This window comes from Natronococcus sp., from assembly GCF_047921035.1.
In the GTDB taxonomy this organism is placed as follows: domain Archaea; phylum Halobacteriota; class Halobacteria; order Halobacteriales; family Natrialbaceae; genus Natronococcus.
In genome coordinates this window covers 1-20,695 of the sequence record NZ_JBLRWX010000047.1, presented here as the reverse complement: position 1 = coordinate 20,695, position 20,695 = coordinate 1, and the positions used below count along the sequence as shown (strand labels likewise).

21 protein-coding genes and 1 rRNA gene are annotated in these 20,695 nt (G+C 66.2%); 10 read left to right on the top strand and 12 right to left on the bottom strand.

All coding sequences use genetic code 11. From position 1 onward, the window contains the following. Position 1: 1 nt before the first annotated feature. Positions 2 to 1,294: a TiaS agmantine-binding domain-containing protein gene (locus ACNA7R_RS11175; protein ID WP_416283645.1), complete on the bottom strand. Its 1,293-nt coding sequence runs from the start codon at positions 1,292 to 1,294 to the stop codon at positions 2 to 4. Between the two features lie 160 nt (positions 1,295 to 1,454). On the opposite strand from ACNA7R_RS11175, the gene ACNA7R_RS11170 reads away from it, so the two are divergent. Further along, positions 1,455 to 2,420 (top strand): transcriptional regulator, encoded by a 966-nt coding sequence (locus tag ACNA7R_RS11170; protein ID WP_416283644.1) that lies wholly within the window; start codon positions 1,455 to 1,457, stop codon positions 2,418 to 2,420. A 261-nt stretch (positions 2,421 to 2,681) separates the two neighbouring features. On the opposite strand, the gene ACNA7R_RS11165 is transcribed toward ACNA7R_RS11170, so the two are convergent. Beyond that, positions 2,682 to 3,011: a hypothetical protein gene (locus tag ACNA7R_RS11165; RefSeq protein WP_416283643.1), complete on the bottom strand. Its 330-nt coding sequence runs from the start codon at positions 3,009 to 3,011 to the stop codon at positions 2,682 to 2,684. Between the two features lie 191 nt (positions 3,012 to 3,202). Between ACNA7R_RS11165 and ACNA7R_RS11160 the strand changes: the two genes are divergently transcribed. The 4 genes from ACNA7R_RS11160 to ACNA7R_RS11145 all read left to right on the top strand — a co-directional run bounded on the left by ACNA7R_RS11160 (position 3,203) and on the right by ACNA7R_RS11145 (position 7,290). After that, on the top strand, positions 3,203 to 5,422 hold the full coding sequence (locus ACNA7R_RS11160) for a bacterio-opsin activator domain-containing protein (RefSeq protein ID WP_416283642.1): 2,220 nt from the start codon (positions 3,203 to 3,205) through the stop codon (positions 5,420 to 5,422). A gap of 428 nt (positions 5,423 to 5,850) precedes the next feature. Then, the gene (locus ACNA7R_RS11155) at positions 5,851 to 6,519 is read left to right on the top strand and encodes a bacterio-opsin activator domain-containing protein (RefSeq protein ID WP_416283641.1); all 669 of its coding nucleotides are present in this window, start codon (positions 5,851 to 5,853) and stop codon (positions 6,517 to 6,519) included. A gap of 79 nt (positions 6,520 to 6,598) precedes the next feature. Then, a complete protein-coding gene (locus ACNA7R_RS11150) occupies positions 6,599 to 6,787 on the top strand; it encodes a hypothetical protein (protein WP_416283640.1) in 189 nt (62 codons plus the stop codon). 2 nt (positions 6,788 to 6,789) lie between these two features. Beyond that, positions 6,790 to 7,290, top strand: coding sequence for an FAD-dependent oxidoreductase (locus ACNA7R_RS11145; protein WP_416283639.1), 501 nt, complete (start codon positions 6,790 to 6,792; stop codon positions 7,288 to 7,290). Between the two features lie 113 nt (positions 7,291 to 7,403). Here the strand turns inward: ACNA7R_RS11145 and ACNA7R_RS11140 are convergent, their stop codons facing one another. Beyond that, entirely contained in the window at positions 7,404 to 7,784 is a 381-nt protein-coding gene (locus tag ACNA7R_RS11140) for a hypothetical protein (RefSeq protein ID WP_416283638.1), read from the bottom strand. Beyond that, complete coding sequence (locus ACNA7R_RS11135; RefSeq protein ID WP_416283637.1) at positions 7,781 to 8,641, bottom strand: ParA family protein; 861 nt, start codon at positions 8,639 to 8,641, stop codon at positions 7,781 to 7,783. Before ACNA7R_RS11135 ends, ACNA7R_RS11140 begins: the two co-directional genes overlap by 4 nt. 340 nt (positions 8,642 to 8,981) lie before the next feature. Here ACNA7R_RS11135 and ACNA7R_RS11130 point away from each other — a divergent pair, with 340 nt between their 5' ends. Both ACNA7R_RS11130 and ACNA7R_RS11125 read left to right on the top strand, forming a co-directional pair. Next, entirely contained in the window at positions 8,982 to 10,169 is a 1,188-nt protein-coding gene (locus ACNA7R_RS11130) for an MFS transporter (protein WP_416283636.1), read from the top strand. A gap of 95 nt (positions 10,170 to 10,264) precedes the next feature. Continuing rightward, the gene (locus ACNA7R_RS11125; protein WP_416283635.1) at positions 10,265 to 11,386 is read left to right on the top strand and encodes an MBL fold metallo-hydrolase; all 1,122 of its coding nucleotides are present in this window, start codon (positions 10,265 to 10,267) and stop codon (positions 11,384 to 11,386) included. A 38-nt stretch (positions 11,387 to 11,424) separates the two neighbouring features. On the opposite strand, the gene ACNA7R_RS11120 is transcribed toward ACNA7R_RS11125, so the two are convergent. Then, entirely contained in the window at positions 11,425 to 11,670 is a 246-nt protein-coding gene (locus ACNA7R_RS11120) for a glutathione S-transferase N-terminal domain-containing protein (RefSeq protein ID WP_416283634.1), read from the bottom strand. A gap of 68 nt (positions 11,671 to 11,738) precedes the next feature. Continuing rightward, the gene (locus tag ACNA7R_RS11115; protein ID WP_416283633.1) at positions 11,739 to 13,220 is read right to left on the bottom strand and encodes an NCS2 family permease; all 1,482 of its coding nucleotides are present in this window, start codon (positions 13,218 to 13,220) and stop codon (positions 11,739 to 11,741) included. A gap of 172 nt (positions 13,221 to 13,392) precedes the next feature. On the opposite strand from ACNA7R_RS11115, the gene ACNA7R_RS11110 reads away from it, so the two are divergent. Then, positions 13,393 to 14,055, top strand: a complete 663-nt coding sequence (locus ACNA7R_RS11110; RefSeq protein ID WP_416283632.1) for a potassium channel family protein — start codon at positions 13,393 to 13,395, stop codon at positions 14,053 to 14,055. Positions 14,056 to 14,181: 126 nt separating this feature from the next. On the opposite strand, the gene ACNA7R_RS11105 is transcribed toward ACNA7R_RS11110, so the two are convergent. From ACNA7R_RS11105 to ACNA7R_RS11095, 3 genes are read right to left on the bottom strand one after another with little or no spacing between them, the layout of a single operon-like run. After that, a complete protein-coding gene (locus ACNA7R_RS11105) occupies positions 14,182 to 15,219 on the bottom strand; it encodes a DNA methyltransferase (protein ID WP_416283631.1) in 1,038 nt (345 codons plus the stop codon). A gap of 52 nt (positions 15,220 to 15,271) precedes the next feature. Further along, entirely contained in the window at positions 15,272 to 15,547 is a 276-nt protein-coding gene (locus ACNA7R_RS11100; RefSeq protein WP_416283630.1) for a TRAM domain-containing protein, read from the bottom strand. After that, complete coding sequence (locus tag ACNA7R_RS11095; protein WP_416283629.1) at positions 15,544 to 17,115, bottom strand: Na+/H+ antiporter NhaC family protein; 1,572 nt, start codon at positions 17,113 to 17,115, stop codon at positions 15,544 to 15,546. Before ACNA7R_RS11095 ends, ACNA7R_RS11100 begins: the two co-directional genes overlap by 4 nt. A gap of 100 nt (positions 17,116 to 17,215) precedes the next feature. On the opposite strand from ACNA7R_RS11095, the gene ACNA7R_RS11090 reads away from it, so the two are divergent. Together ACNA7R_RS11090 and ACNA7R_RS11085 are read left to right on the top strand one after the other, a co-directional pair. Further along, a complete protein-coding gene (locus tag ACNA7R_RS11090) occupies positions 17,216 to 18,190 on the top strand; it encodes a calcium/sodium antiporter (RefSeq protein ID WP_416283628.1) in 975 nt (324 codons plus the stop codon). Between the two features lie 60 nt (positions 18,191 to 18,250). Further along, on the top strand, positions 18,251 to 19,258 hold the full coding sequence (locus ACNA7R_RS11085; protein WP_416283627.1) for a glutathione S-transferase family protein: 1,008 nt from the start codon (positions 18,251 to 18,253) through the stop codon (positions 19,256 to 19,258). Positions 19,259 to 19,370: 112 nt separating this feature from the next. Here ACNA7R_RS11085 and ACNA7R_RS11080 read toward each other — a convergent pair whose 3' ends face one another. From ACNA7R_RS11080 to rrf, 3 genes are all read right to left on the bottom strand, one after another. After that, positions 19,371 to 19,595, bottom strand: a complete 225-nt coding sequence (locus ACNA7R_RS11080; RefSeq protein WP_416283626.1) for a hypothetical protein — start codon at positions 19,593 to 19,595, stop codon at positions 19,371 to 19,373. Positions 19,596 to 19,650: 55 nt separating this feature from the next. Continuing rightward, positions 19,651 to 20,451, bottom strand: a complete 801-nt coding sequence (locus tag ACNA7R_RS11075) for an NAD-dependent epimerase/dehydratase family protein (RefSeq protein WP_416283625.1) — start codon at positions 20,449 to 20,451, stop codon at positions 19,651 to 19,653. Positions 20,452 to 20,597: 146 nt separating this feature from the next. Beyond that, positions 20,598 to 20,695, bottom strand: a 5S ribosomal RNA gene (rrf, locus tag ACNA7R_RS11070); the annotation flags it as partial.

The window sequence follows — 20,695 nt, the reverse complement described above, 5'->3', positions numbered from 1 at the left end:
GCTACTGCTCGGGGTGTGTCGGCGCGTCGAACCCACCTCGGACTAGCGGTTTCGCGACGTGACGTCGCGCACAGGGCGGCACTTCGTACCACCCTCGCTCGAGGTCGCGCTCGAGCGCCACCGTCTCCTTCTCCGCCTCGGCGGTCTTGCAGTCGCGACACCGGTACCCCTGGTTCCGGCCGGCGCTCTCCATCCGTCGCCCGCAGTCGGGACAGGTCGGCGTGACACGTTCGGTCTCGACGAGCTCCCGCACCGCGAACTTCTCGAGTTTGAGCGTTCCCCGCGAGACCTCGCCGCAGACGGTGAGGCGGTCGCCGACGCGCAGCGCCCGCACCCGGTCGCGGAACCGCTTGGTCGGCTCGAAGGCGGCACACTCGAGCGACGGCCGCGCTTCGCTCTCGTCGTCGTCGCCGATCCCCTCGAGGGTAACGAAGACGTGGCCGCCCCGTCTGGTTTCGGGCTCGCTCGCGACCCGGCCGTCGACCCGGTAGGCCCGGCCGTCCCGAACCGACTCGAGCGCCCCCTCCCGAAGGTGGACGTCCGTTCCCTGGTTGGTGACGAACAGCCGGCTCGAGGCGACGGGCTCGCTCTCGATTCCCTCGGCGACCCGGCCGATCGCGTCCGGGTCGTCGCCCCGGATCCCGTGCAGAATCGGACCGGGAGTGTGAGGAACGCAGACCGTTTCGTCCTCCCCGCGGTCGACGGTGTCCCAGACCGCCGGGTACTCCCGGTCAGCTGCGGCGAAGACGCTCCCAGGGTCGACCTCGCGGGGGGTTCCCCACCGTTCGGACTCCCGGTAGGAGATCCGCTCGTAGGTCCACGCCTCGAGTTCGTTCCAGGCGCCGACCGCGGCCAGGGCGCCGATCCGGCCGCGGCCGTTGCCGGCGTGCCACGAGCGGTAGCCGTGGCGGTCGATCAGGGCCGTCGCGTCGGCCCGCGCGAGGTGGGTCCGAATCGCTCGGCGAGCGAACTCGCTCACGTCCGCCGGGGCTTCCCGAGGGTCGTGATCGGCGACGACCAGTCCGGGATGAGTTCGCTCGTCGGCCGTTTCGGCGAGGCGCTCGAGGCGGCCGCGAGCGACCTCGTACGCTCGCTCGGGGTCGCAGTCGGTGTGGATCGCCAGCGCGGCGTTGCCTCGGGTCTTGTACTCGACCGCGGGATTGAGTCGGACGAGGATCAGCCGCGACACCGACGCGCCCGACCGGTTCAGTCGCTCGGCGATCGTCCGTGCGACGTAGGTCGTACACATCCCGCGCTCGCGGGAGTCGGTATCGTCGAGCCCGACGACAGTCATCGGCGGGAGTTGCCGGGCCAGGGAGTAACCGCTTTCGAACGGACGACGACGAGTCCCGATCGTATAAAAGCGTATCCGTCGGATTCCGGTCGAATCGCCACCCTGCGGCCGGGGATCGGCGGGACAACACTCATATAGATGGGCTCACTTACATCCCCCTATGTCCCGTTCGGCACTGGTCGGCAACGTCACCGCGATGCTAGAGGACGCGGGATTCGTGGTCAGCGACCGGTGTGCGATCCGCCCGAAGAGCTTCGACGTCGCGGCGCGTCGCGGCGATAACCTGTTGCTCGTCAAGATCCTGGGCAACATCGACGCCTTCAACGAGGAGACCGGTCACGAGATGCGGCGCCTGGGCACCTACCTGCAGGCGACGCCGCTGGTGATCGGACTGCGCAGCCGAGACGAGGATCTGAAACCCGACGTCACCTACTTCCGTCACGGCGTCCCCGTTCTCAGCCCCGACACGGCGTACAATCTGTTCATCGAGGACGTCCCGCCGCTGATCTACGCCGCACCCGGCGGGCTGTACGTCAACATCGACGGCGACCTGCTGGCCGACGAACGCGAGAACCGCGAACTCAGCCTCGGACAGCTCGCCAGCCAGCTCGGCGTCTCCCGACGAACGGTCTCGAAGTACGAGGACGGGATGAACGCCTCCGTCGAGATCGCGATGGCCCTAGAGGACCTGTTCGACGCCTCCCTCACGAGCCCCGTCGACGTCCTCGAGGGCGCCGACGACGTCCACGAGAGCGAGTCGACCCCGGAGGATCCCGACGCCGATCCGACCGACGAACGGGTCGTCGCCGTCTTCACGCGGGCCGGCTACCGGGTCCACCCGACCGTTCGCTCCCCGTTCAAGGCCGTCAGCGAGGACGAGGACGACAGCGGCGTCGTTCTCACCGGCCACTCGGAGTTCACCGAGGCCGCCGAGAAGCGGGCCCGGATCATGAGTTCGATCGGCCAAGTGACCAGAACCCAGTCGGTGTACGTCGTCGACCGCGCGAAACAGGAGTCCGTCGACGGCACCGCCCTCGTCGAACGCGAGGAACTCGAGGAGCTTCGCGACGCGGACGATCTCCGTGCGGTGATCCGCGAGCGGGCCGAGCGCGAGGAGGCCGTCTGAGGGTCGACCGAGCCTCGAGCATCGGTCTGTGATGCCGAACGGCCCGGCGGCGTCCTCGAGACCCGGACTCGTTTCTCACGACTCGAATCTCGAGCGGGAGTTCGGAGACGGGAGACTCGAGTCACACCAGGTCCCTCCTGTCCCGACTGGTCGCCGAAGGCAGCGAGGGCGCACCGTTTGCGCAAACGAAAATGTAAACGCTATCGTGTTCGCATCCGGATATCGCCGACCTGAGACGGACGCTCGGACGACTCACACCGGTCAGTTTCGGCGAACCGACTCGAGCGAGAATCCGGCGGGATCGATCCGTCGGTCCTGTGTGTCGTAGTCGACGACGCCTGCGTCCGCCATCCGCGGGAGGTGAGCGTGGTGAAGCGTGATCGCGATCCGTTCGATGGATGCCGCTTCCTCGGCTTCGCGTTTCGCGATCGCTGCGGCCAGTTCGTCGACTTCCAACGGTTCAGTACGCTCGTCGAGGATCGCGAGCGCTACTCGTCGTCGGTTCGCCACGAACAGTTCGTCACGGCCGCGTTCGGATAGCCCGACCGTGCGAGTGTCCTTGTCCGCCGTATCGTCCGGGGTTGGGAGCATGTCGTGATCACGTCCGTTCGTCGACGGTGTATCGAAGGGGTCGTTCGGCCCTAAGCGGTGGCTATAACATCTTAGGCAAAATTCGAGGGAGAACCGTTACTCGGTCCGTTCGTGACCTCGCTTTCACGACGTAATCGACCCGAGACTCCGTCGACGGAAGATTGATAGACGTGACCACGGAACACAGAACGATGCGATCGGAATCGCTGCCGGACGCGCTCCGGGAGACGCTAGCGGTCTTCGACGGGACGGGCGAACCCCGGACGACGCCCGAGGTCGCCGAACGGCTCGATCTCGGCCGACGGAGCACGTACGACCGGCTGGACCGACTCGTCGAGCGGGGTCGTCTCGAGACCAAGAAGGTCGGCGCGAACGCCCGGGTCTGGTGGCGACCGGTACCGACCGTCGACGCGACCTCGACGACGCCGGCGGGAGAGACGGGGACCGCGGATTCCGAACGGGGCGTTCGCCGGCACGGCCAGCCCCGATCGACGCTCGAGGAGGAGATCAAACGGATCAACGACGGGTTCTTCGCGGTCGACGACGAGTGGCGGCTCACGTACATCAACGACGCTGCCGCGGCGATGGTCGACGGGACCGAAGCGGAGGCGCTCGGCCGGCGACTGTGGGACGCGGCTCCGGGACTTGTCGGAACCCCTTTCGAGACGGCCTACCGGGAGTCGATGGAAACCCAGGAGGCGACCTCCGTCGAGGCGTACTTCCCGCCCCTCGAGGGCTGGTATCGGGACATCGTCCACCCCTCGCCGTCGGGACTGTCGATCTACTTCACGGACGTCACCGAGCGCAAGGAGCGCGAACGAACGCTGGAACGGTACGAACGCATCGTCGAAACGGTCGGCGACGGGATCTACGTGCTCGACGGCGACGATCGGTTCACGTTCGTCAACGATCCGTTCGCCTCGATGACGGGATACGACCGCGAGGAGCTGCTCGGTAGCCCCGCGGAGCTCGTGTTCGGAGATGAGTTCGACGAGAGGGGCGAAGTGGGAGGAAGTAAACTGGAGTCGAGGAACCGAAGCGTCGCCGTCCTCGAAGAGCGGCTCCACGACGCCGACGGAGGGTCGATCGTCGTGGAGAGTCGATTCGGTCGGCTCGAACTGGACGGCGACGAGCGCGGACGCGTCGGGGTCGTTCGCGACGTCACCGACCGCGTCGAGTACGAGCGGGAACTCGAACGCCAGCGCGAGCAGCTGGCGGCGGTGACCAGCCTCGGCGAGGTCGCAAGCGAGATCATCCACGCGATCGTCGAACAGCCGACCCGCGCGGACATCGAGGAGACGGTCTGTGAGCACCTCGCGAGCTCCGACTCCTACCTGTTCGCTTGGATAGGAGACGTCGACGCCGCAACGCAGACGGTGACGCTTCGAACCGAAGCCGGCGTCGAGGGGTATCTCGACGGGACCACGATCTCGGTCGATCCGGACGACGACCGGGGTCGGGGGCCTACTGGACGTGCCTTTCGGTCCGGCGAGGTGCAGACGACGCGGGACGTCGGCGCCGATCCCCGGTACGAGCCCTGGCGAGATCACATCGAACCCTACGGGGTTCAGTCGTCCGCCGCGATCCCGATCACTCACGAGGGTGCCATCTATGGCGTGTTGAACGTCTACGCGGAGCGGCCGGACGCCTTCGAGGGACAGGAGGGAAAGCGGATCACGCAGCTCGGCGAGATCATCGGCCACGCGATCGCCGCCGCCGAGCGCAAACGGTCGCTGTTGAGCGACGACCTCGTCGAACTCGAGTTCCGGATTCCAGACGTCTTCGCCGCACTCGACGGCCTGAACGAAACGGCGGGACGTATTACGTTCGACTACACGGTTTCGATCGGCGAGGGCGAGTTTCTCGTCTACGGTACCGCCACACCAAATGCGGTCGACGCCCTCCGGGATCTCGGCGAGAACCATCCCGGAGCGGCGGACGTCACCGTCCACCCCGAAGCGACGCCGCTCGGGTTCGAACTTCGGGTAACCGACCCCCCAGTGCTTTCGGCTATCGACTCTCTCAGCGGGTACGTCGATAGTGCGTCGATCGAAGACGGTGACTATCGGATGACGATCCACCTCGCGCCGAGCGTCGACGTCCACCGCGTCGTCGACACCGTCGAGGCGGCGTACCCGGACGCCGAACTGCGCTGTCACCGCCAGATCGCTCGTCCGCGGGACGACCCCAGACCCGACCAACGCCGTCTCGCAGGCGAGCTGACGGACCGACAGCACGCCGTGCTCTCCGCGGCGTACTACGCGGGGTTCTTCGAGTGGCCCCGCGAGACGTCCGGAACGGAGCTCGCCGACTCGCTCGAGGTCGCGTCGCCGACCTTCCACCAGCACCTCCGGAAGGGCCAGCGGAAGGTGTTCGACTCGCTGTTTTCCTCGCCGAAGGATCGATCGTAAACCGCTCGAGAACGCCGCGATGCGTGGAGTCGGCTTCGCCCCCGGACATCGTCGAGAGGAGCAGCACTCGACGGCGCGGTTCGTCGGTCGTCCAAACTACCGGGGTATCGGAACTATCGCGTCGGGAATATTCTGAACTCTTGTGGACCGATATATTAGATGCACAGAATGCGGTTTTATCCTCCTCGCGGCGGCTGCCGAACGGCCGCGACCGGAGAGACATCACGCGTGTCCGGGCTGCAACGGGACCGACTTCCGGTTCGAGAGCGACGAACTCACCGCTCTGGAGGAGGAGTCCGCGCCGTCCAAGCGAAGGACGTAATCGTTTACGCAAGCGTTTTCGCAATCGTTTGCAGTGGTGGTTCGCGGATCGGGAACCGCCACGGGGAGTCCGACGAAACCAAGGCGTTTCGCTTCCACCCGAACGTATGGGAGGGACAGTCGCGGAGATCGAACTTTCGCCGACGGAGTTCGTCCTCGAGGAGACGATCGACGCCGTCGACGGCCTCGAGTGCGAGGTCGAGCGGGTCGTCGCGAACGTCGACGGCGAGGTCATGCCGTTTCTCTGGGTCGACGCACCCGACCTCGAGGGGCTCGAGGACGTGCTCGAAGCCGACGAGACCGTCGACAACGTTCGACTGCTCGCGGACGTCGACGGGGAACAGCTCTACCAGATGGACTGGGTCCAGCGGGTCGACGCGCTCGTCCAGGTGCTCGTCGAGGAGGAGGGGACGGTACTTTCGGCGGTCGGCGACGCCAGCGGCTGGCAGTTCCGGCTGCTGTTTCCCGACCGGGACAGCCTGTCGCGAACGAACGACTACTGTCGCTCGAACGGGATCCAGTTCCAGCTCCACGCTGTCTACAGCCTCGAGGAGGGTCGACAGGGCCGGTTCGGGCTCACCGACGACCAGCAGGACACCCTGGAGCTGGCGTTCGACCGGGGCTACTACGAGATCCCCCGCGAGGCGGACATGATGGCGCTGGCGGAGGAGATGGACATCTCCCACCAGGCGCTGTCGGAACGGCTTCGTCGAGCCCACCGCAGCCTCGTTCAGAACACCGTCGTGATCGGTCAGGAGAGCAGCCCCGACGAGTGATACGGATTGCTGTAACGATTTACCGGCGCAACCGCGACCCGTACGGCGGTTGCGCCGGTAATGACTTACAGGAAACCGTATGAAAGCCGGAGCGGCGGCAGGGGTGGTCGCGGTAGTTGGCCTCGCGAGTGCGGCCGGCGACGCGTGGATCGATCCGAGCCGGACCCACGAGGGTGAGAGCAAGGACGGTGCGTTGGCCTCCGCGACGGGCCCGGAAATTTCCGGGGGAGAGCCGTCGACCGAGTGGGCCGAACCGGTCGACTGCTAACCATGCCCGACAGCAACAGCGCTTCGATCACTCGAGGAACCAGGGCCACGACGCACGCGACCGTTTCACCGCACGACGGCGATCGATCCGGGGACCGGCGCCAACGGACGATCGTCGTCGGCGCAGGGATCGCCGGGCTGACGACGGCCCGCGTCCTCGCGGACGCGTTCGATTCGGTGACGGTGATCGACCGCGACCCGCTGCCCGACGAGCCCGTCGCACGGTCGGGGGTTCCCCAGGCCCACCAAATTCACGTTCTCTGGGAAGCCGGTCGCTCGGCGCTCGAGGAGCTGTTTCCGGGATACACCGAGGAGCTGCGCGCCGCCGGCGGCGTGGCCATCGACGGGCGGCGCGATCTGCACCTGTACAGCCAGGGCGGGTTCCTGGCGTCGGGCTCGTCGCCCTTCCCGCTGTATGCGGCGAGTCGGCCGCTGTACGAGCAACTCCTCCGACGCCGGGTCGCCGACCGTCGTCCGTTGCTCTCCGACAGGGGAAGGGAGTAACCCGGCCGTCGGCGCGTTCGGCCGACTCGGTGCGATCGCGCGCAGCCGACGAGTCCAGTATCAATATATCGAAATGCCATTTACCGAACCGAGTTCGGCGTCGATCCGGACTCTCAGAGGTTCTCTCGAGCGTGGCGCCCGATCGCGTCGCTGAGCTGCTCGGTCTTCTCCGGCGTCGCGGTCTCGAGTCCGACGCGGACCGCGAGGCGGACGATCTCGCTGCGGTCGAACTCCTCGGAGCGGTCGCGCCCGAGCGCCTCCTCGAGGGCGTTGCCGACGTCGGTCATCTCGGCGTCGTCGTCGTCGAGGGCGGCCAGCAGCGCCGCGACGGGCTGGTCTCGGACGGCGACCGTCTTCGGGCGTTCGCCGCTGTCGACGGCCTCGATGGCATCGACGAGGTCGTCGACGAACGCGGAGTCGGCTTCGGTTCTGATCTCGTCGTTTCGATCGCCCCGCTCGGTCTTCTTCCGTAGCTCCTCGAGGTCGTCGCTCATCGCCGCTCACCCAGTCGCCGCTGGAGGGCGGAGGCGCTGTCGAGGAACGCCTCGCGGGCGCGTTCGGCGGTCGTGGAGGGCTCCTCGAGTGCGAACACGGTTCGCCCCTCGTCGGCCGCGTTCCGGATGTCCTGGCTCGCGGGAACGTGTTCGGGGGCGATCGCCCCCTCGTACTCCTCGCCGAACCCCTCGAGGTACTCGTTTGCGAGCTTTGTCCGGGTGTCGACCTTGTTCGGCAGGATCATCGCGAGGTCGACGTCGACGCCGAACTGCTCGTCGATCTTCGCCAGGTCGCGCTCGAGGGCCGTCGCCTGCTCGCTCTCGAAGGGCCCCATCTCGACGGGCGCGACGACGTTGCGGGTCGCCCACAGCCCGTTGTAGGTGACGTTGTTCGTCAGGCCGGGAAGGTCGATGAGGACGGTGTCGTACCGACCGTCGATGTACTCGTCGAGGAACCGCTCGAGCCGGGAGTAGCGCTCTCTGGCGTCGTCGATGTTGCCGAGGTCGGCGTCGAGCGAGTCGAGCCCGGGGTGGGCCGGAATCAAATCGACACCCTCGTCGGTCTCGACGATCAGGCTGTCGACGGCCGCGTCGCCGAGCTTCGAGGCGATCTGATCCCACTCCTCGGCGAAGACCGTCGAGATGTTCGGCCAGTCGTCGTCGTTCTCGATGTCTTCCTGGACTTCCGACCAGACGCCGAAGTGTTTCGCCAGGTCGCCCTGTTTGCCGGCGAGGTCGATGAGCAGGACGTCTTCGCCCGCTTCGGCGAGTGCGACGCCGAGATGGGCCGCGGAGGTCGTCTTTCCGGTGCCACCCTTGTCGAGGAAGGTCGCGGCTCGATTGGTGCTGACTTCCATTCCGTATCCGTTTGCGCAAGCGTTTGCACCTAATATAAAAGCTCGTCAGACGCTTACCGAACGTCGTTCGGCAGTCGAACACAGCCCGTAGAACAGCCGGAAGACGCCCGAGTACGATCACTCGAGGCGACGGACGCGGCTCGACGATTCCATCGACAAACGAGATAGCGCTATACGTAATCCGACCCGGCGATCGAAACGCGGGGTTCGGGAGGAGTGTCGTCGGCGACTCGAGCGGGCCGGGACTCGGCGGTGAACGCGCCGGTCGACCCACTCGAGGAGGACGCGTTGGGTCGAATCGGGGCCGATAAGTAGCCGTACGCGTTTCGATCGGAACGAGTTGGTATCGATATCGTCGCGCTGGCGGTACCGGGAGACGGTGCTGGCGCTGTGTACGCTCGCCTTCTTCGTCACGATGGTCGGACGGCTGGCGATCAGCCCGATCATTCCCGACATCGTCGACACGTTCTCGGTGTCGAACGCGGTCGTCGGGCTCTCGCTGACCGGCATGTGGCTCGCGTACGGGCTGGCGCAGTACCCGAGCGGCGTGCTGGCCGACCGCTACGGGGAACGGCTGATCATCCTCGTCGCCGTCGGGGGCTCGGCACTTGCCGCGCTCGCCGTCTCGCTGACGCCCGCGTTCGCGCTGTTTTTCCTCGCGACGATCGCGCTCGGCGCCGTTGCCGGCCTGCACTACAGCGTGGCGACGACGTTACTCGCCCGAACCTACGACAACGTCGGCACCGCCGTCGGCGTCCACAACACGGGCGCGACGATCGCCGGACTCGTCACGCCGGTCGCCGTCGCCTGGCTGGCCGTCCGATTCGGGTGGCGAGTCGCCGTCGCCGCCGTCGCCCTGATCGGGATCCCGTCGACGATCCTCTTCGCCTGGAAGGTCCGCCCGACCGAACCCCGTCGACCGGAGACGCCGCTCCGGGATCGGTTTCAGGTCGCACCCGTCCTCGAACTCCTCTCGCGGCCGCCGATCGCCTTTACGCTGTTCGTCGCGATCGTCAGCGAGTTCGCCTGGCAAGGGACGGCCTCGTTCCTGCCGACGTTTCTCATCGAACACCAGGGCGCCTCGACGACGTTCGCGGGGGCGCTGTTCTCGGCGTACTTCGTCGTGCAGGGCGTCGCCCAGATCGGGGTCGGTGCCCTCTCCGATCGGATCGGGCGAGATCGCGCGATCGGGACCTGCATGCTCGCGGGCGTCGGCGGGTTCGGCGTCCTGATCGCGTCCTCGAGCACGCTCCCGATCGTCGCCGGAATCGTGCTCGTCGGGATCGGGATGAGTTTCGGGGCGGCGCTCATGCCCCGGTTCCTCCAGGAACTCTCGGCCGAGGAACAGAACGCCGGCTTCGGGCTCGTCCGCACCGTCTACATGATCGTCGCCGCGCTGGGGTCGGTCGTCGTCGGCGCCCTCGCGGACCTGTTCGGCTGGGCCGTCTCCTTCGGCTTTCTCGCCGCGTTGCTCGGCGTGGTCGGGCTGGCGCTCGCGCTCAACTCGCTGCTCGGGCTCAAGTACTGACTGTCCTCTCCCTCTCGTCGCGGGATCGAAGTCCGACCCGTTGGTGGCGGTTTCGTGCAGCGGATTTATTATCGTCGTGTACGATATTGTGTTATATGACCAACACTGGCTTCGATCCGGCGGAGATCGCGCGTCGCATCGACGAGGGAGACGAGGACCTCTTCGTCCTCGACGTGCGAAACGAGGACGACTACGAGGAGTGGCGGATCGAGGACAGCACGAACCTCCCGATCTACGACGAGTTGCTCGATCACGACTACTCGACGCTCGAGGACCACCTCGAGGAGTTCCCCGAGGATCGAGAGATTGCGGTCGTCTGCGTCGCCGGCATCACGTCGGCGCGGGCCGCCGACTTCCTCCGGGAGCGCGGGTTCGACGCGACGTCCATCGACGATGGGATGAACGGCTGGGGCCGGGTCCACCGCAGCTTCGAGATCGACGGCGCCGACAGCGTCGTCCAGATCGTCCGTCCCGGGACGGGCTGTGTCTCGTATCTCGTCCACGACGGAACGGCGGCCGTCGTCGTCGATCCCAGCCAGTACGTCGACTACTACCTGAGCGAGGCCGACGAACGGGACCTCGAGATCGTCGGCGTCGCGGACACCCACGCCCACGCCGACCACGTCTCGGGCGCGCGACGACTCGCCGGCGAACTCGACGTCCCCTACTACCTCCACGGGGACGACGCCGGCGACCTCGAGCGGCTCACGACCCTCGAGGACGGCGACACCGTTCCGGTCGGAGACCGGTCGCTCGAGACGATCCACACCCCGGGCCACACGCCCGGGAGCGTCTCGTTTACGTTCGGCGACGCCGTTCTCTCCGGGGACACGCTGTTTCTCCGCAGCGTCGGTCGTCCCGACCTCGAGGACGGCGACGAGGACGCGATCCGGGAGGCCTCGGGCCGGCTGTTCGACAGCCTCGGCCGGCTGACCGAACTCGAGGGCGACCGGATCGTGCTGCCCGGTCACTTCAGCGACGAGTCGATCCGCCCGTTAGCGACCGGCCTCGAGGAGCTCCGCGAGGAGACGACGAACGAGCTGCTGGGCTACGTCGAGGAGGGCGACGAGGAGGCGTTCGTCGAAACGATCGTCGAGAGCCTGGCCGACGAGCCGGCGAACTATAACGAGATCAAGCAGATCAACTGGGGGAAAAGCCAGCCCGGCGACGACGTCGAGGAACTCGAGCTGGGGCCGAACAACTGCGCGGCGAACTGACGGCTGCCGCCGAACTCGGCGGTAGCGGGAACGAGCGATCAGGCGTACGTCTCCTCGAGGTAGTCGACGATGTCGTCGCTCTCGTGCATCCCCTCGACGCCCTGGCTCTCGTCGGTGATGACGGGAACGCCGGTCTGGCCGCTGACGCGTTCGACCTCGGTGCGATCCTCGCGAGAGCGGGGAACTTCGATCACGTCGTAGTCGAGTTCGAGGTCGTCGAGTTTCGTTCGAACCTTCGCACAGAACGGACAGCCGGGCAGCTCGTACAGCGTGATATCGGACATACCAGCCGTAACCGGTCGACACCAAAGAGGTCACCGGTCGGCCGACGGGTTGCCGGAACCGGCGACGCCTAGAACACGACCATGCCGGCTTCGACGGCGAAGTAGACGACGAAGTAGACGATGAACGCGATCGCCAGAACCCACTGGCCGGGCGAAACGTCCCGTCGCTCGCCCATCGCGGCCTTGAGCAGCGGGTAGCTGATGATCCCCGCCGCGAGGCCGTTCGCGATCGACGTCGTCAGCGGCATGATCGTGATCGTCAGCCCGGCGCTGATCGCCCAGGCGGGATCCTGCCAGTCGATATCTGTGACCCCCTGGAGCATGATGATCCCGACGACGACCAGCGCGAGGTAGGTCGCGTACTGGGGGATCGCCTGCATCAGCGGAACGATGAGCAACGCGAGCCCGAACAGCCCGCCGACGACGAGCGCGGTGAATCCGGTTCGGCCGCCCTCCTCGAGGCCCGCCGAGGACTCGATGAACGTCGTCACCGTCGAGGTGCCGATCATCGCGCCGACCGTGGTGCCGACCGCGTCGGCCATCAGCGGCTTCTCGATGTCGGGCAGGTCACCCCCCTCGTCGAGGAACCCGCCGATCTGGGAGACGCCGATGAGCGTCCCCGCGGTGTCGAAGAAGTCGACGAAGAAGAACGTGAACACGACCAGCGCGAACACGAGCGGGTCGTCGGTGATCATTCCCAGGCCGTCGACGAACCCCCAGAACAGCGGCGTGAAGTCGTACTGCACGGAGGCGATCATCGAGCCGAGCCCCTCGTTCGTCACCTCGTCGTACGATCCCTCCGGGGTGAGGACGTCGGGACCGACGACGCCGGCCAGCGTCAGCACCCAGCCGGCGACCGCCGTCGTCACGATCCCGATGATGATCGATCCCCGCAGTCCCCTGGCGTAGAGCAACAGCGTCAGAACCAGCCCCGCGAGCGAGAGCGCGGCGACCGGGCTCTGGAGGACGTTTCCGAGCGTGACCATCGTCGCGTCGTACGGCACCACGAGTTCGATCTCCTGCAAGCCGAGAAAGAGCAGGAAGACGCCGATCCCGGCGCCGACGGAGAACTTGACCGGTTCGGGAAACAGTTCGATGATGTACCGTCGCGCGCCGACCGCGGTGAGCGCGATGAAGATGACCCCCTCGACGAAGACGGCCGCCAGCGCGAGTTGCCACGGGACGCCGAGGATGACGACGACGGTAAAGGTAAAGAAGGCGTTCAGCCCCATCCCCGGGGCGAGTCCGAACGGTCGGTTGGCGTAGAACGCCATCACGAGGATCGCAGCGATCGACGCGAGGATCGTGACGACCGCGAGCATCTGAATGATCTCGCCCTGGCCGTAGACCGTGCCGTCGATCGTCGCCTCACTCTGGAACTCGCCGGTCTCGTGGTCCCAGAGGATCGCCTGGCTCAGAATCGCGGGGTTGACGACGATGATGTAGGCCATCGCCAGAAACGTCGTGACCCCGGCGATCAGTTCCGTCCGCAGGTCGGTGTCGTGCTCGTCGAACCCGAAGTACGCGCCGATACGATCGAAAGCCCCCATGTTGGATGTTCAGGCATACCCAGACGGCTTAGTTAAAGTTCACGTCTTCGGCCGCAGGTTTTCGATACACGCACGTGCATACATTTTAGGTAGCCGAGCGCTGGACCCGCATCGAGTCGTCGCGGCGACGACGAACGAACGTATTTGACCCCCGAGGCCGTACCCGTTCGTCATGAGGTTTGTTATCGTGGGATACGGTCGGGTCGGCTCGCACACGGCGCGCATCCTCCACGAGGAGGGCCACGAACTCGTCGTCGTCGACGACGATCCGGATCGAGTCGAACGAGCCGCCACCGACGGGTTCGATACCATCGAGGGAGATGGCGCCGACGAGGACGTGTTGCTCGAGGCAGGGATCGACGAGGCGGACGCGATCGGCGCGTTCACGCCCGATCTCAATGCCAACTTCGCGGCCTGTATGGTCGGGAACCACCACGGCTGTCGGACCGTGCTTCGGATCGACGAGGACTACCGGGAGGAGATCTACGAGCGCTACGCCGAGGACGTCGACGACATCATCTACCCCGAACGACTCGGCGCAGCGGGGGCGAAGACGGCCATGCTCGGTGGCGACTTCAACGTCGTCGCCGACCTGGCCGCGAACCTCCAGCTGACCGTCCTCGAGATCCGGGAGGGATCGCCCGCGGTCGGCAAGCGGATGAGCGAACTCGAGCTTCCGGCGTCGGCGCGGATCTACGCCCACGGCCGCCCGCGAGAGTCACTGACGATTCCGCTTCCGGGGACCGAACTCGACGTCGGCGACGAGGTCGCCGTCGTCGCGGAAACCGAGAGCATCGACGATCTTCGGGCGGCGCTGCTGCCGGCATCGGCCTAGGAAAAAAACCGGGCGGCGCAGAGAGCCGTGGACGCGCGGTCGAGAGGGGATGGGGTATCGTTCGGCGCGTCCGTCGTATCAGTCCACGGTTTGGCCAATAAAACCACGTCAGACGGTCGGCTGACGCTACTCGTTCTCGAGGCGAAAGACGAGCACGTTCTGGTGGACCATCGAGGGGACGAACGAAAACGGGTAGCCGTAGACGTGCAGGTCCTTCGTCGGATCGTACCAGACGAGGTTCGCCGCGAGGGTCAGCGGCGCGGTCGATTCGATGGCACGCGCCAGGTCGGCCGAGAGAAACTCGTAGGACTGGTCGCGGTACATGTCGCCGATGAAGACGACGACGTGACCGTCCGGCGCGACCGCGTCGGCGAACCGATCGAACTTCGCGGCCATATCCGCGAGCCACTCCGCCTTCATTTCGGTGCCGTCGCCGTCCGCGTCCGGTTCGTCGGTCCGCTGCTCCGTCGCGTCGAACGACCCGAGCTTGCTCTCGCGAGTCTCGTACTCGTTTCGCGTCTGCTCGAGTTCGTCCATATGCCAGTAGGGAACGTCGGTGAGCAGGAGGTCGACGCCGTCGTCGTCGACGTCCTCGATCAGGTCGGCGCAGTCCCCGTGGCGAAGCTCCTGTTCGGCCAGCGGCGGCTTCCCGCGGGCCCGCCGCTGTTCGTTCTCGCGCTCGAGGACCGCCGCGTAGAGGTCGATCCAGCGTTCGTTGCGCTCGAAGCCGATCGCCTCGCGGAGTCCGGTCCCCTCGTGTTCGCAGAAGCTCGCGCCCAGTAAGGTGCCGCCGACGCCGGCGAACGGGTCGAGGACGGCGTCGCCGGCCTTGCTGAACCGACCGATCAGCTCGGCACAGAGCCGCGGCGGTTTCTGCCCGCCGTGTTCGCTTCGCAGGTCGTGTTGAACGTCCGGGGGATACCCCTCCGCGATGACCGACTTCGTCGCGTACTTCCACTCCCTGCCGGTGAGGTCGTTGACCCGGTTTCGCTCGTCGTAGACGCCCCGGCCCTCAACGTAGTGCTGGTGGTCGGCCAGTTCGTCGGTGTCGATCACCTCGCCGTCCTCGATCGGCAGCGACTCCTCCTGGGCGCGCTCGGCGTCGAACGTCCCGTCGTCGTCGGTTACGAGCCGGCTCTGCCGGTGACGGTCCCCGTCGTCCATAACACGTGCTCGAGTGCTCGCTACGACTACTTAAAAGCGCGTTCGACGGGAGTCAGCTGGTGTAGGAACTCTCGCCGACGATTTCGAGGAACTCGCCGCGACCGGTCGTCGTCGTCTCGTCGAACTCGGTCACCCGAACGCGGACGCGTTTCTCGACCGTATCCGGGGTCGCACCCTCGACGATCAGGTGCGTGTCGCCGATATAGACGTGTCCTTCGTCGGCACTGTTCGACTCCGCGACGAAGACGTCGATCACGTCGCCCTCCTCGAGCGCCGGGTTCGTGTCGCGGAACTGCCATCCCTTGAGGTACTTTTTCAGGAAACTCATATTCGTGCCACCTCCTCGCTCTCGCGGTCGATAATGTACTCGCGGCCGAAGCCGGTGATCGCCGCCACCACGAAGACGGCGACGAGCAGCCACCCCTGGAAGACGAACGGAACGACGTCGATCGGCGTGACGAGCATTCCCGCGTCGAACCAGTCGTACTGGCCGGGCAGGTCCTGCATCGCCGTGTAGCCGGCCAGCACGCCGCCCGACCACGGGAAGATGTAGCCCAGCGCGGCGGTCTGGCCGTCCAGGATGTTCGCCCGCCGGTAGCCGTTCAGGTTGAACCGTTCGCCGATCTTCGAGATGTACGGTCCGATCGCGACCTCCGCGGCCGTGTTGATCGTGATGACGGCGTTGATCAGCGCCGCCGAACCGACCATCGTCAGTTCGGCGTTGCGGACGTTCGTCGCGAGGTTCTCGATCGACCAGTCCAGAATCGCCTGGAAGGCGCCCCCGCGGATCATGATCTGGGCCGCGGCGATGATCAGCAGGACGAGGATCGCGAGTTCGAAGAACCCCGCGGCGCCGTTGATCAGACTGCCGCCGACGCCGACCGCGTCGGCCTCCTCGACGATCGTCAGCACGGGGAGGAACTCGAGCGGTTCGGCGACCGGCGCGTCCTCGGGCGCGTTGAACATGACGATGTCGCCGACCGACATCAGCCCCAGCGCGAGACTGGAGATCGCCGCGACGACGATCCCCCACGAGATCGCCTCGACGATGTGACGACCCGCGACGGCTGCGCCGATCACGACGCCCATCGAGACGAGGTGTACCAGCCCGATCGGTTCGCTCTCGGCGACCAGGATCTCCCGGGCGTCGCCGCCGATCTCGAGGCCGCCCATGAACTGGCCGGCAACGAGGTACGCGGCGAACGCAATGGTCGCGGCGATAATCACGTACTTGAACCGGGAGGCGACGACGCCACCGATGTCCGAGTCCTGCGTGACGGCGCTGACGATCGTCGTGTCGCTCACGGGCGCGAGGTTGTCGCCGAAAATCGCTCCCGAGAGGATCGCACCGAACAGCAAGACCGGGTTCGCACCCAGCAGCAGTCCGGCCGGGAAAAACAGCGTGACGAACGCGATCGCCGCACCGTACCCCGTTCCGATCCCCGTCGTGAACAGTGCCGCGAGGACGAACGTCAGTGCCGGGAACAGCGTCGCGCCGATCCCGCCGACGTCGGCCAGCCACACCAATCCGTCGACGAAGCCACCGTCCTGAAGAATCTCGGCGAACATGCCGGCCCAGATCCAGGCGACGATCGCCGTCACCGCGACCGGCTGGGTCATCCCCTCGAAGATCGTGTTCGCGTACGTTTTCCAGTTGCCACGAACGAAAAACATGCCGAGGATCAGTCCGACGAGGATCCCGACGACCAGCCCACCCGTATCGGAGATCCGCCAGAGGGCGGTCTGTGCGATCGCCCAGAGGATGAAAAAGGCGATCGGAAACGCGCTCATCCCGCGTCCACCGTAGAACGAGATTCGCGGCTCGTCGTCTTCGGTCCCCTGAGTGAACGACTCGCTCGGATCCGACTCGCCCGGCCCACCGTTCTCAGTACTCATCGTAACACACGAGAGTACTATCCAAACTCCGGGAGATAAATGTTACCGAATGGGGATCGGACGCTGTACGCTTTTGTCGCTCTCGCGCGATAGGTCCGACGTGTCGGCGCTCGTCGGAACCGTCGTCGTCCTGGCCGTAGCGACGCTCGGACTCTGGATCGGTGCGCGGTGGCTCGTGGACGCAGCCTCGAGTATGGCGGACGCAGCCGGAATCTCGCCACTCGTGATCGGACTCACCGTCGTCGCGTTCGGGACGTCCGCACCGGAGTTCGCCGTCTCGATCGTCGCCGCCCTCGAGGGCAGCGGCGACGTCTCCGCCGGTAACGTCGTCGGGTCGAACGTGTTCAATCTCGGCGTCGTTCTGGGTGCCATCGCTCTGCTCGCCCCGTTTCGGGCTACCGAGACGATGCTCCGCCGGGACGCCGTCGCGATGGCCCTCGCTACCGCGATCGCAACGGGCGTTCTCGCGAATCGTCTCGTCTCGCGCCCCGAGGGACTGGTGCTCGTCGCTCTCCTGACGGGATATCTCGCCTGGCTCGGTGCCACCGCTCGTCGGGAAGCCGACGGCACCGACCGGCCGTCCACGGAGCCCTCGACGGAATCCACGCTCGAGGCGAACGAACCATCGGTTCGACTCCGATCGGAAACGGGACGGCTCCTCGTCGGACTCGCTCTGGTGGTCGTCGGCGGCCGCCTGCTCGTCGGCGCGGCGACGACGCTCGGACTCGCCGTCGGGATCTCCGAGTGGGCGATCGGCGTCACCGTCGTCGCCGCCGGCACGTCCCTGCCGGAACTCGTAACGTCGATCGTCGCCGCGCGTCGAAACGCCGTCGCGATCGCAGCCGGCAACGTCATCGGCTCGAACGTGTTCAACCTCCTCGGGGTTCTCGGCGTCGCGGCGACGATTCGGCCGATGACGGTCGATCCAGCGGTTCCCGTCAGCCTCGTCTGGCTCGGCGCGATCACCGCAGTCGCGACGGTCGTGTTGGCGACCGGTAGACAACTGACCCGGCTCGAGGGGGCGGTCCTGCTCGCCGTCGCGGCCGGCTACTGGGTCACGAGCGTCCTCGGCTGAGCCGTTCGGGTGACGTCGATGTCAGCGCGAGCCTTTGTACCCTCGAGACGTACGGCGCGTATGAACATGCTCGTCGACGGCGAGTGGCGGACCGACGCCTACGAAACGACGGACGACGACGGCTCCTTCGACCGTCAGGAGACGACGTTCCGGGACCGAATCCGGGACGACCCCGACGCCCAGTTCCAACCGGAGGCCGGACGTTACCACCTCTACGTCTCCTACGCGTGCCCGTGGGCCCACCGAACGCTCGTGACACGCGCACTGAAGGGCCTCGAGGACGCGATCTCGGTCTCGGTCGTCGATCCGTACCGCGACGAGGACGGCTGGCAGTTCACTCCCGAGAAGGAGGGCTGTACGCGCGACCACGTTCACGACGCCGACTACCTCCGCGAGCTGTACGTCCGCGCCGACCCCGACGTTACCGCCCGCGTGACGGTTCCCGTACTGTGGGACAAGCGGGAGGACACCATCGTCAACAACGAGTCCAAGGAGATTATGCGGATGCTCGACACCGAGTTCGACGCGGTCGCCGCCCGGGACGTCGACCTCTACCCCGACGGCTACCGGGAGGACGTCGACCGCATCATCGACGAGATCTACGAGCCCATCAACAACGGCGTCTACCGGGCCGGCTTCGCGACCAAACAGGATCCCTACGACGAGGCGATCGACGAACTCTTCGAGGCCCTCGAGCACTGGAACGACGTTCTCGGGGACCAGCGGTACCTCGCAGGCGACCGACTGACCGAGGCCGACATCGCGATGTTCACGACGCTGGTTCGATTCGACAACGTCTACCACACCCACTTCATGTGTAACGTCAGTCAGATCCGCGAGTACGAGAACCTCTGGCCGTATCTCCGGGATCTGTACCAGACGTCGGGCGTCGCCGACACCGTTGACATGGATCACATCAAGGAACACTACTACACGACCCACCCCGACGTGAACCCGCACCGAATCGTCGCCCGCGGACCGGGTCTCGCGTTCGACGCCTCCCACGACCGGGGCGAACTCTCCGGCTCACCGCCGCCGGCCCTCGAGGCAGCGAGTTCGGACGACTGAGACAGCCCGCTTGTCGCTGCTTCGACATGACAGCAACAGCCATCATACTGTCTACTGTAAGTCATTTCCGGAGGGACCGCGATCCCACAGGAACTCGTTACAGCAAACCGTCTCAGGAGCCGCTCGGGGGCTGGCGCGGCTCGCGGCTGCGGCGCCACTGTTCGAAACTGTGCTCCTCCTCGTCGGCGAAAAACGCCCGCCAGATCAGCCAGCCGACGACGAACAGCGGCAACACCGGCAGGAGAACCAACACGATGAGTATCGCGACGAGATACCCGAACAGCGACATCTGACTGTTCGGTCCGTAACCCGTCGACTCGGACACCTTGATCGACATACGCCGATGTAGAACCGTTCTAGTATTCGGTCTTTCGGTCTCGAAATCGATCAGGTCAGGCGGTCTCGAGCCCGTCCCGCGACGCCTCGTCGTCGTCCAGAACCGCCGCAGCGTCGTCCTGCGGTCGATACTCGAGACCGAGCATCGTCTCCGAGAGCGAGAGGAACCGCTCGCTGTTGTCGGAGATACCGTGTGCGGTCAGCGGCGTCTTCGGGAGTGAACTGGTCGCGGCCGCGCGGATGAGTCGCCGGCAGTCGCCCGGACTGAGCCACATCGCGCGAGCGTACCGCTCGCCGGCACCGTCCCGATTCGCGACCGCCTCCCTGAGTTCGTCCCGGGTCAGCAGCCAGCCGATTCGGAGGTTGACCACGTCGAGCCCGTGACGGTTCGCGTAGTACTGGCCCATCGCCTCGCCGAAGACCTTCGTCACGCCGTAGTACGTGTCGGGATCCGATCGATCCGTCGGACGGACGACGTCGGGCTGTCCGTTCGTCGACTCCGGCCGCGTCGGCGAGACGGTGTTTCCCATGTTGACCGCGTGGTTGGAACTCGCGAACACGACCCGCTCGAGGCCGTGTTCGACCGCGGCCGCGTACACGTTGTAGACGCCCTCGGTGTTCGGTCCCGACACCTCGTCCCACTCCGCCCTGGGATCGGGGTTCGCCGCGAGGTGGACGACGACGTCCTGTCCCTCGAGCGCGTCGAACACCGCCTCGCGGTCGGTGATTTCGATCGGGGTCGTCTCGAGGTCCTCGGATTCGCTGTGGGAAAACAGCGCCAGTTCGGCTTCGGAGAAGGCGTCGATCGCCTCCCTGCCGACGCTCCCGGACGCACCGGTGATCGCGATGTTTGTCACGCTCGAGGGTACCAGACCCGACAGGAAATAGGCCGGGCCAGCGCGTTCCGGTTCCGGGTGATCCACGGGTACGGTCTGCTCTCGAGGGTATAAATACGAAAAGCCCACACAGCGGGTGCTGTGCGGGCTGAAAGTATGAGTATGAGTGGTGGCGGCGAATCGGATTTCCCAGAGGCTCGCGCACTCCAGTACTCGCCGAAACGCAGGCGGGCTTATCTTCCGTGTTCGGGATGGGTACGGGAGG

Bases quoted from the DNA above. Each gene is read 5' to 3' on its own strand.
- ACNA7R_RS11175 (WP_416283645.1), bottom strand. From the start codon at position 1,294: ATGACTGTCGTCGGGCTCGACGATACCGACTCCCGCGAGCGCGGGATG.
- ACNA7R_RS11170 (WP_416283644.1), top strand. From the start codon at position 1,455: ATGTCCCGTTCGGCACTGGTCGGCAACGTCACCGCGATGCTAGAGGAC.
- ACNA7R_RS11165 (WP_416283643.1), bottom strand. From the start codon at position 3,011: ATGCTCCCAACCCCGGACGATACGGCGGACAAGGACACTCGCACGGTC.
- ACNA7R_RS11160 (WP_416283642.1), top strand. From the start codon at position 3,203: ATGCGATCGGAATCGCTGCCGGACGCGCTCCGGGAGACGCTAGCGGTC.
- ACNA7R_RS11155 (WP_416283641.1), top strand. From the start codon at position 5,851: ATGGGAGGGACAGTCGCGGAGATCGAACTTTCGCCGACGGAGTTCGTC.
- ACNA7R_RS11150 (WP_416283640.1), top strand. From the start codon at position 6,599: ATGAAAGCCGGAGCGGCGGCAGGGGTGGTCGCGGTAGTTGGCCTCGCG.
- ACNA7R_RS11145 (WP_416283639.1), top strand. From the start codon at position 6,790: ATGCCCGACAGCAACAGCGCTTCGATCACTCGAGGAACCAGGGCCACG.
- ACNA7R_RS11140 (WP_416283638.1), bottom strand. From the start codon at position 7,784: ATGAGCGACGACCTCGAGGAGCTACGGAAGAAGACCGAGCGGGGCGAT.
- ACNA7R_RS11135 (WP_416283637.1), bottom strand. From the start codon at position 8,641: ATGGAAGTCAGCACCAATCGAGCCGCGACCTTCCTCGACAAGGGTGGC.
- ACNA7R_RS11125 (WP_416283635.1), top strand. From the start codon at position 10,265: ATGACCAACACTGGCTTCGATCCGGCGGAGATCGCGCGTCGCATCGAC.
- ACNA7R_RS11120 (WP_416283634.1), bottom strand. From the start codon at position 11,670: ATGTCCGATATCACGCTGTACGAGCTGCCCGGCTGTCCGTTCTGTGCG.
- ACNA7R_RS11115 (WP_416283633.1), bottom strand. From the start codon at position 13,220: ATGGGGGCTTTCGATCGTATCGGCGCGTACTTCGGGTTCGACGAGCAC.
- ACNA7R_RS11110 (WP_416283632.1), top strand. From the start codon at position 13,393: ATGAGGTTTGTTATCGTGGGATACGGTCGGGTCGGCTCGCACACGGCG.
- ACNA7R_RS11105 (WP_416283631.1), bottom strand. From the start codon at position 15,219: ATGGACGACGGGGACCGTCACCGGCAGAGCCGGCTCGTAACCGACGAC.
- ACNA7R_RS11100 (WP_416283630.1), bottom strand. From the start codon at position 15,547: ATGAGTTTCCTGAAAAAGTACCTCAAGGGATGGCAGTTCCGCGACACG.
- ACNA7R_RS11095 (WP_416283629.1), bottom strand. From the start codon at position 17,115: ATGAGTACTGAGAACGGTGGGCCGGGCGAGTCGGATCCGAGCGAGTCG.
- ACNA7R_RS11085 (WP_416283627.1), top strand. From the start codon at position 18,251: ATGAACATGCTCGTCGACGGCGAGTGGCGGACCGACGCCTACGAAACG.
- ACNA7R_RS11080 (WP_416283626.1), bottom strand. From the start codon at position 19,595: ATGTCGATCAAGGTGTCCGAGTCGACGGGTTACGGACCGAACAGTCAG.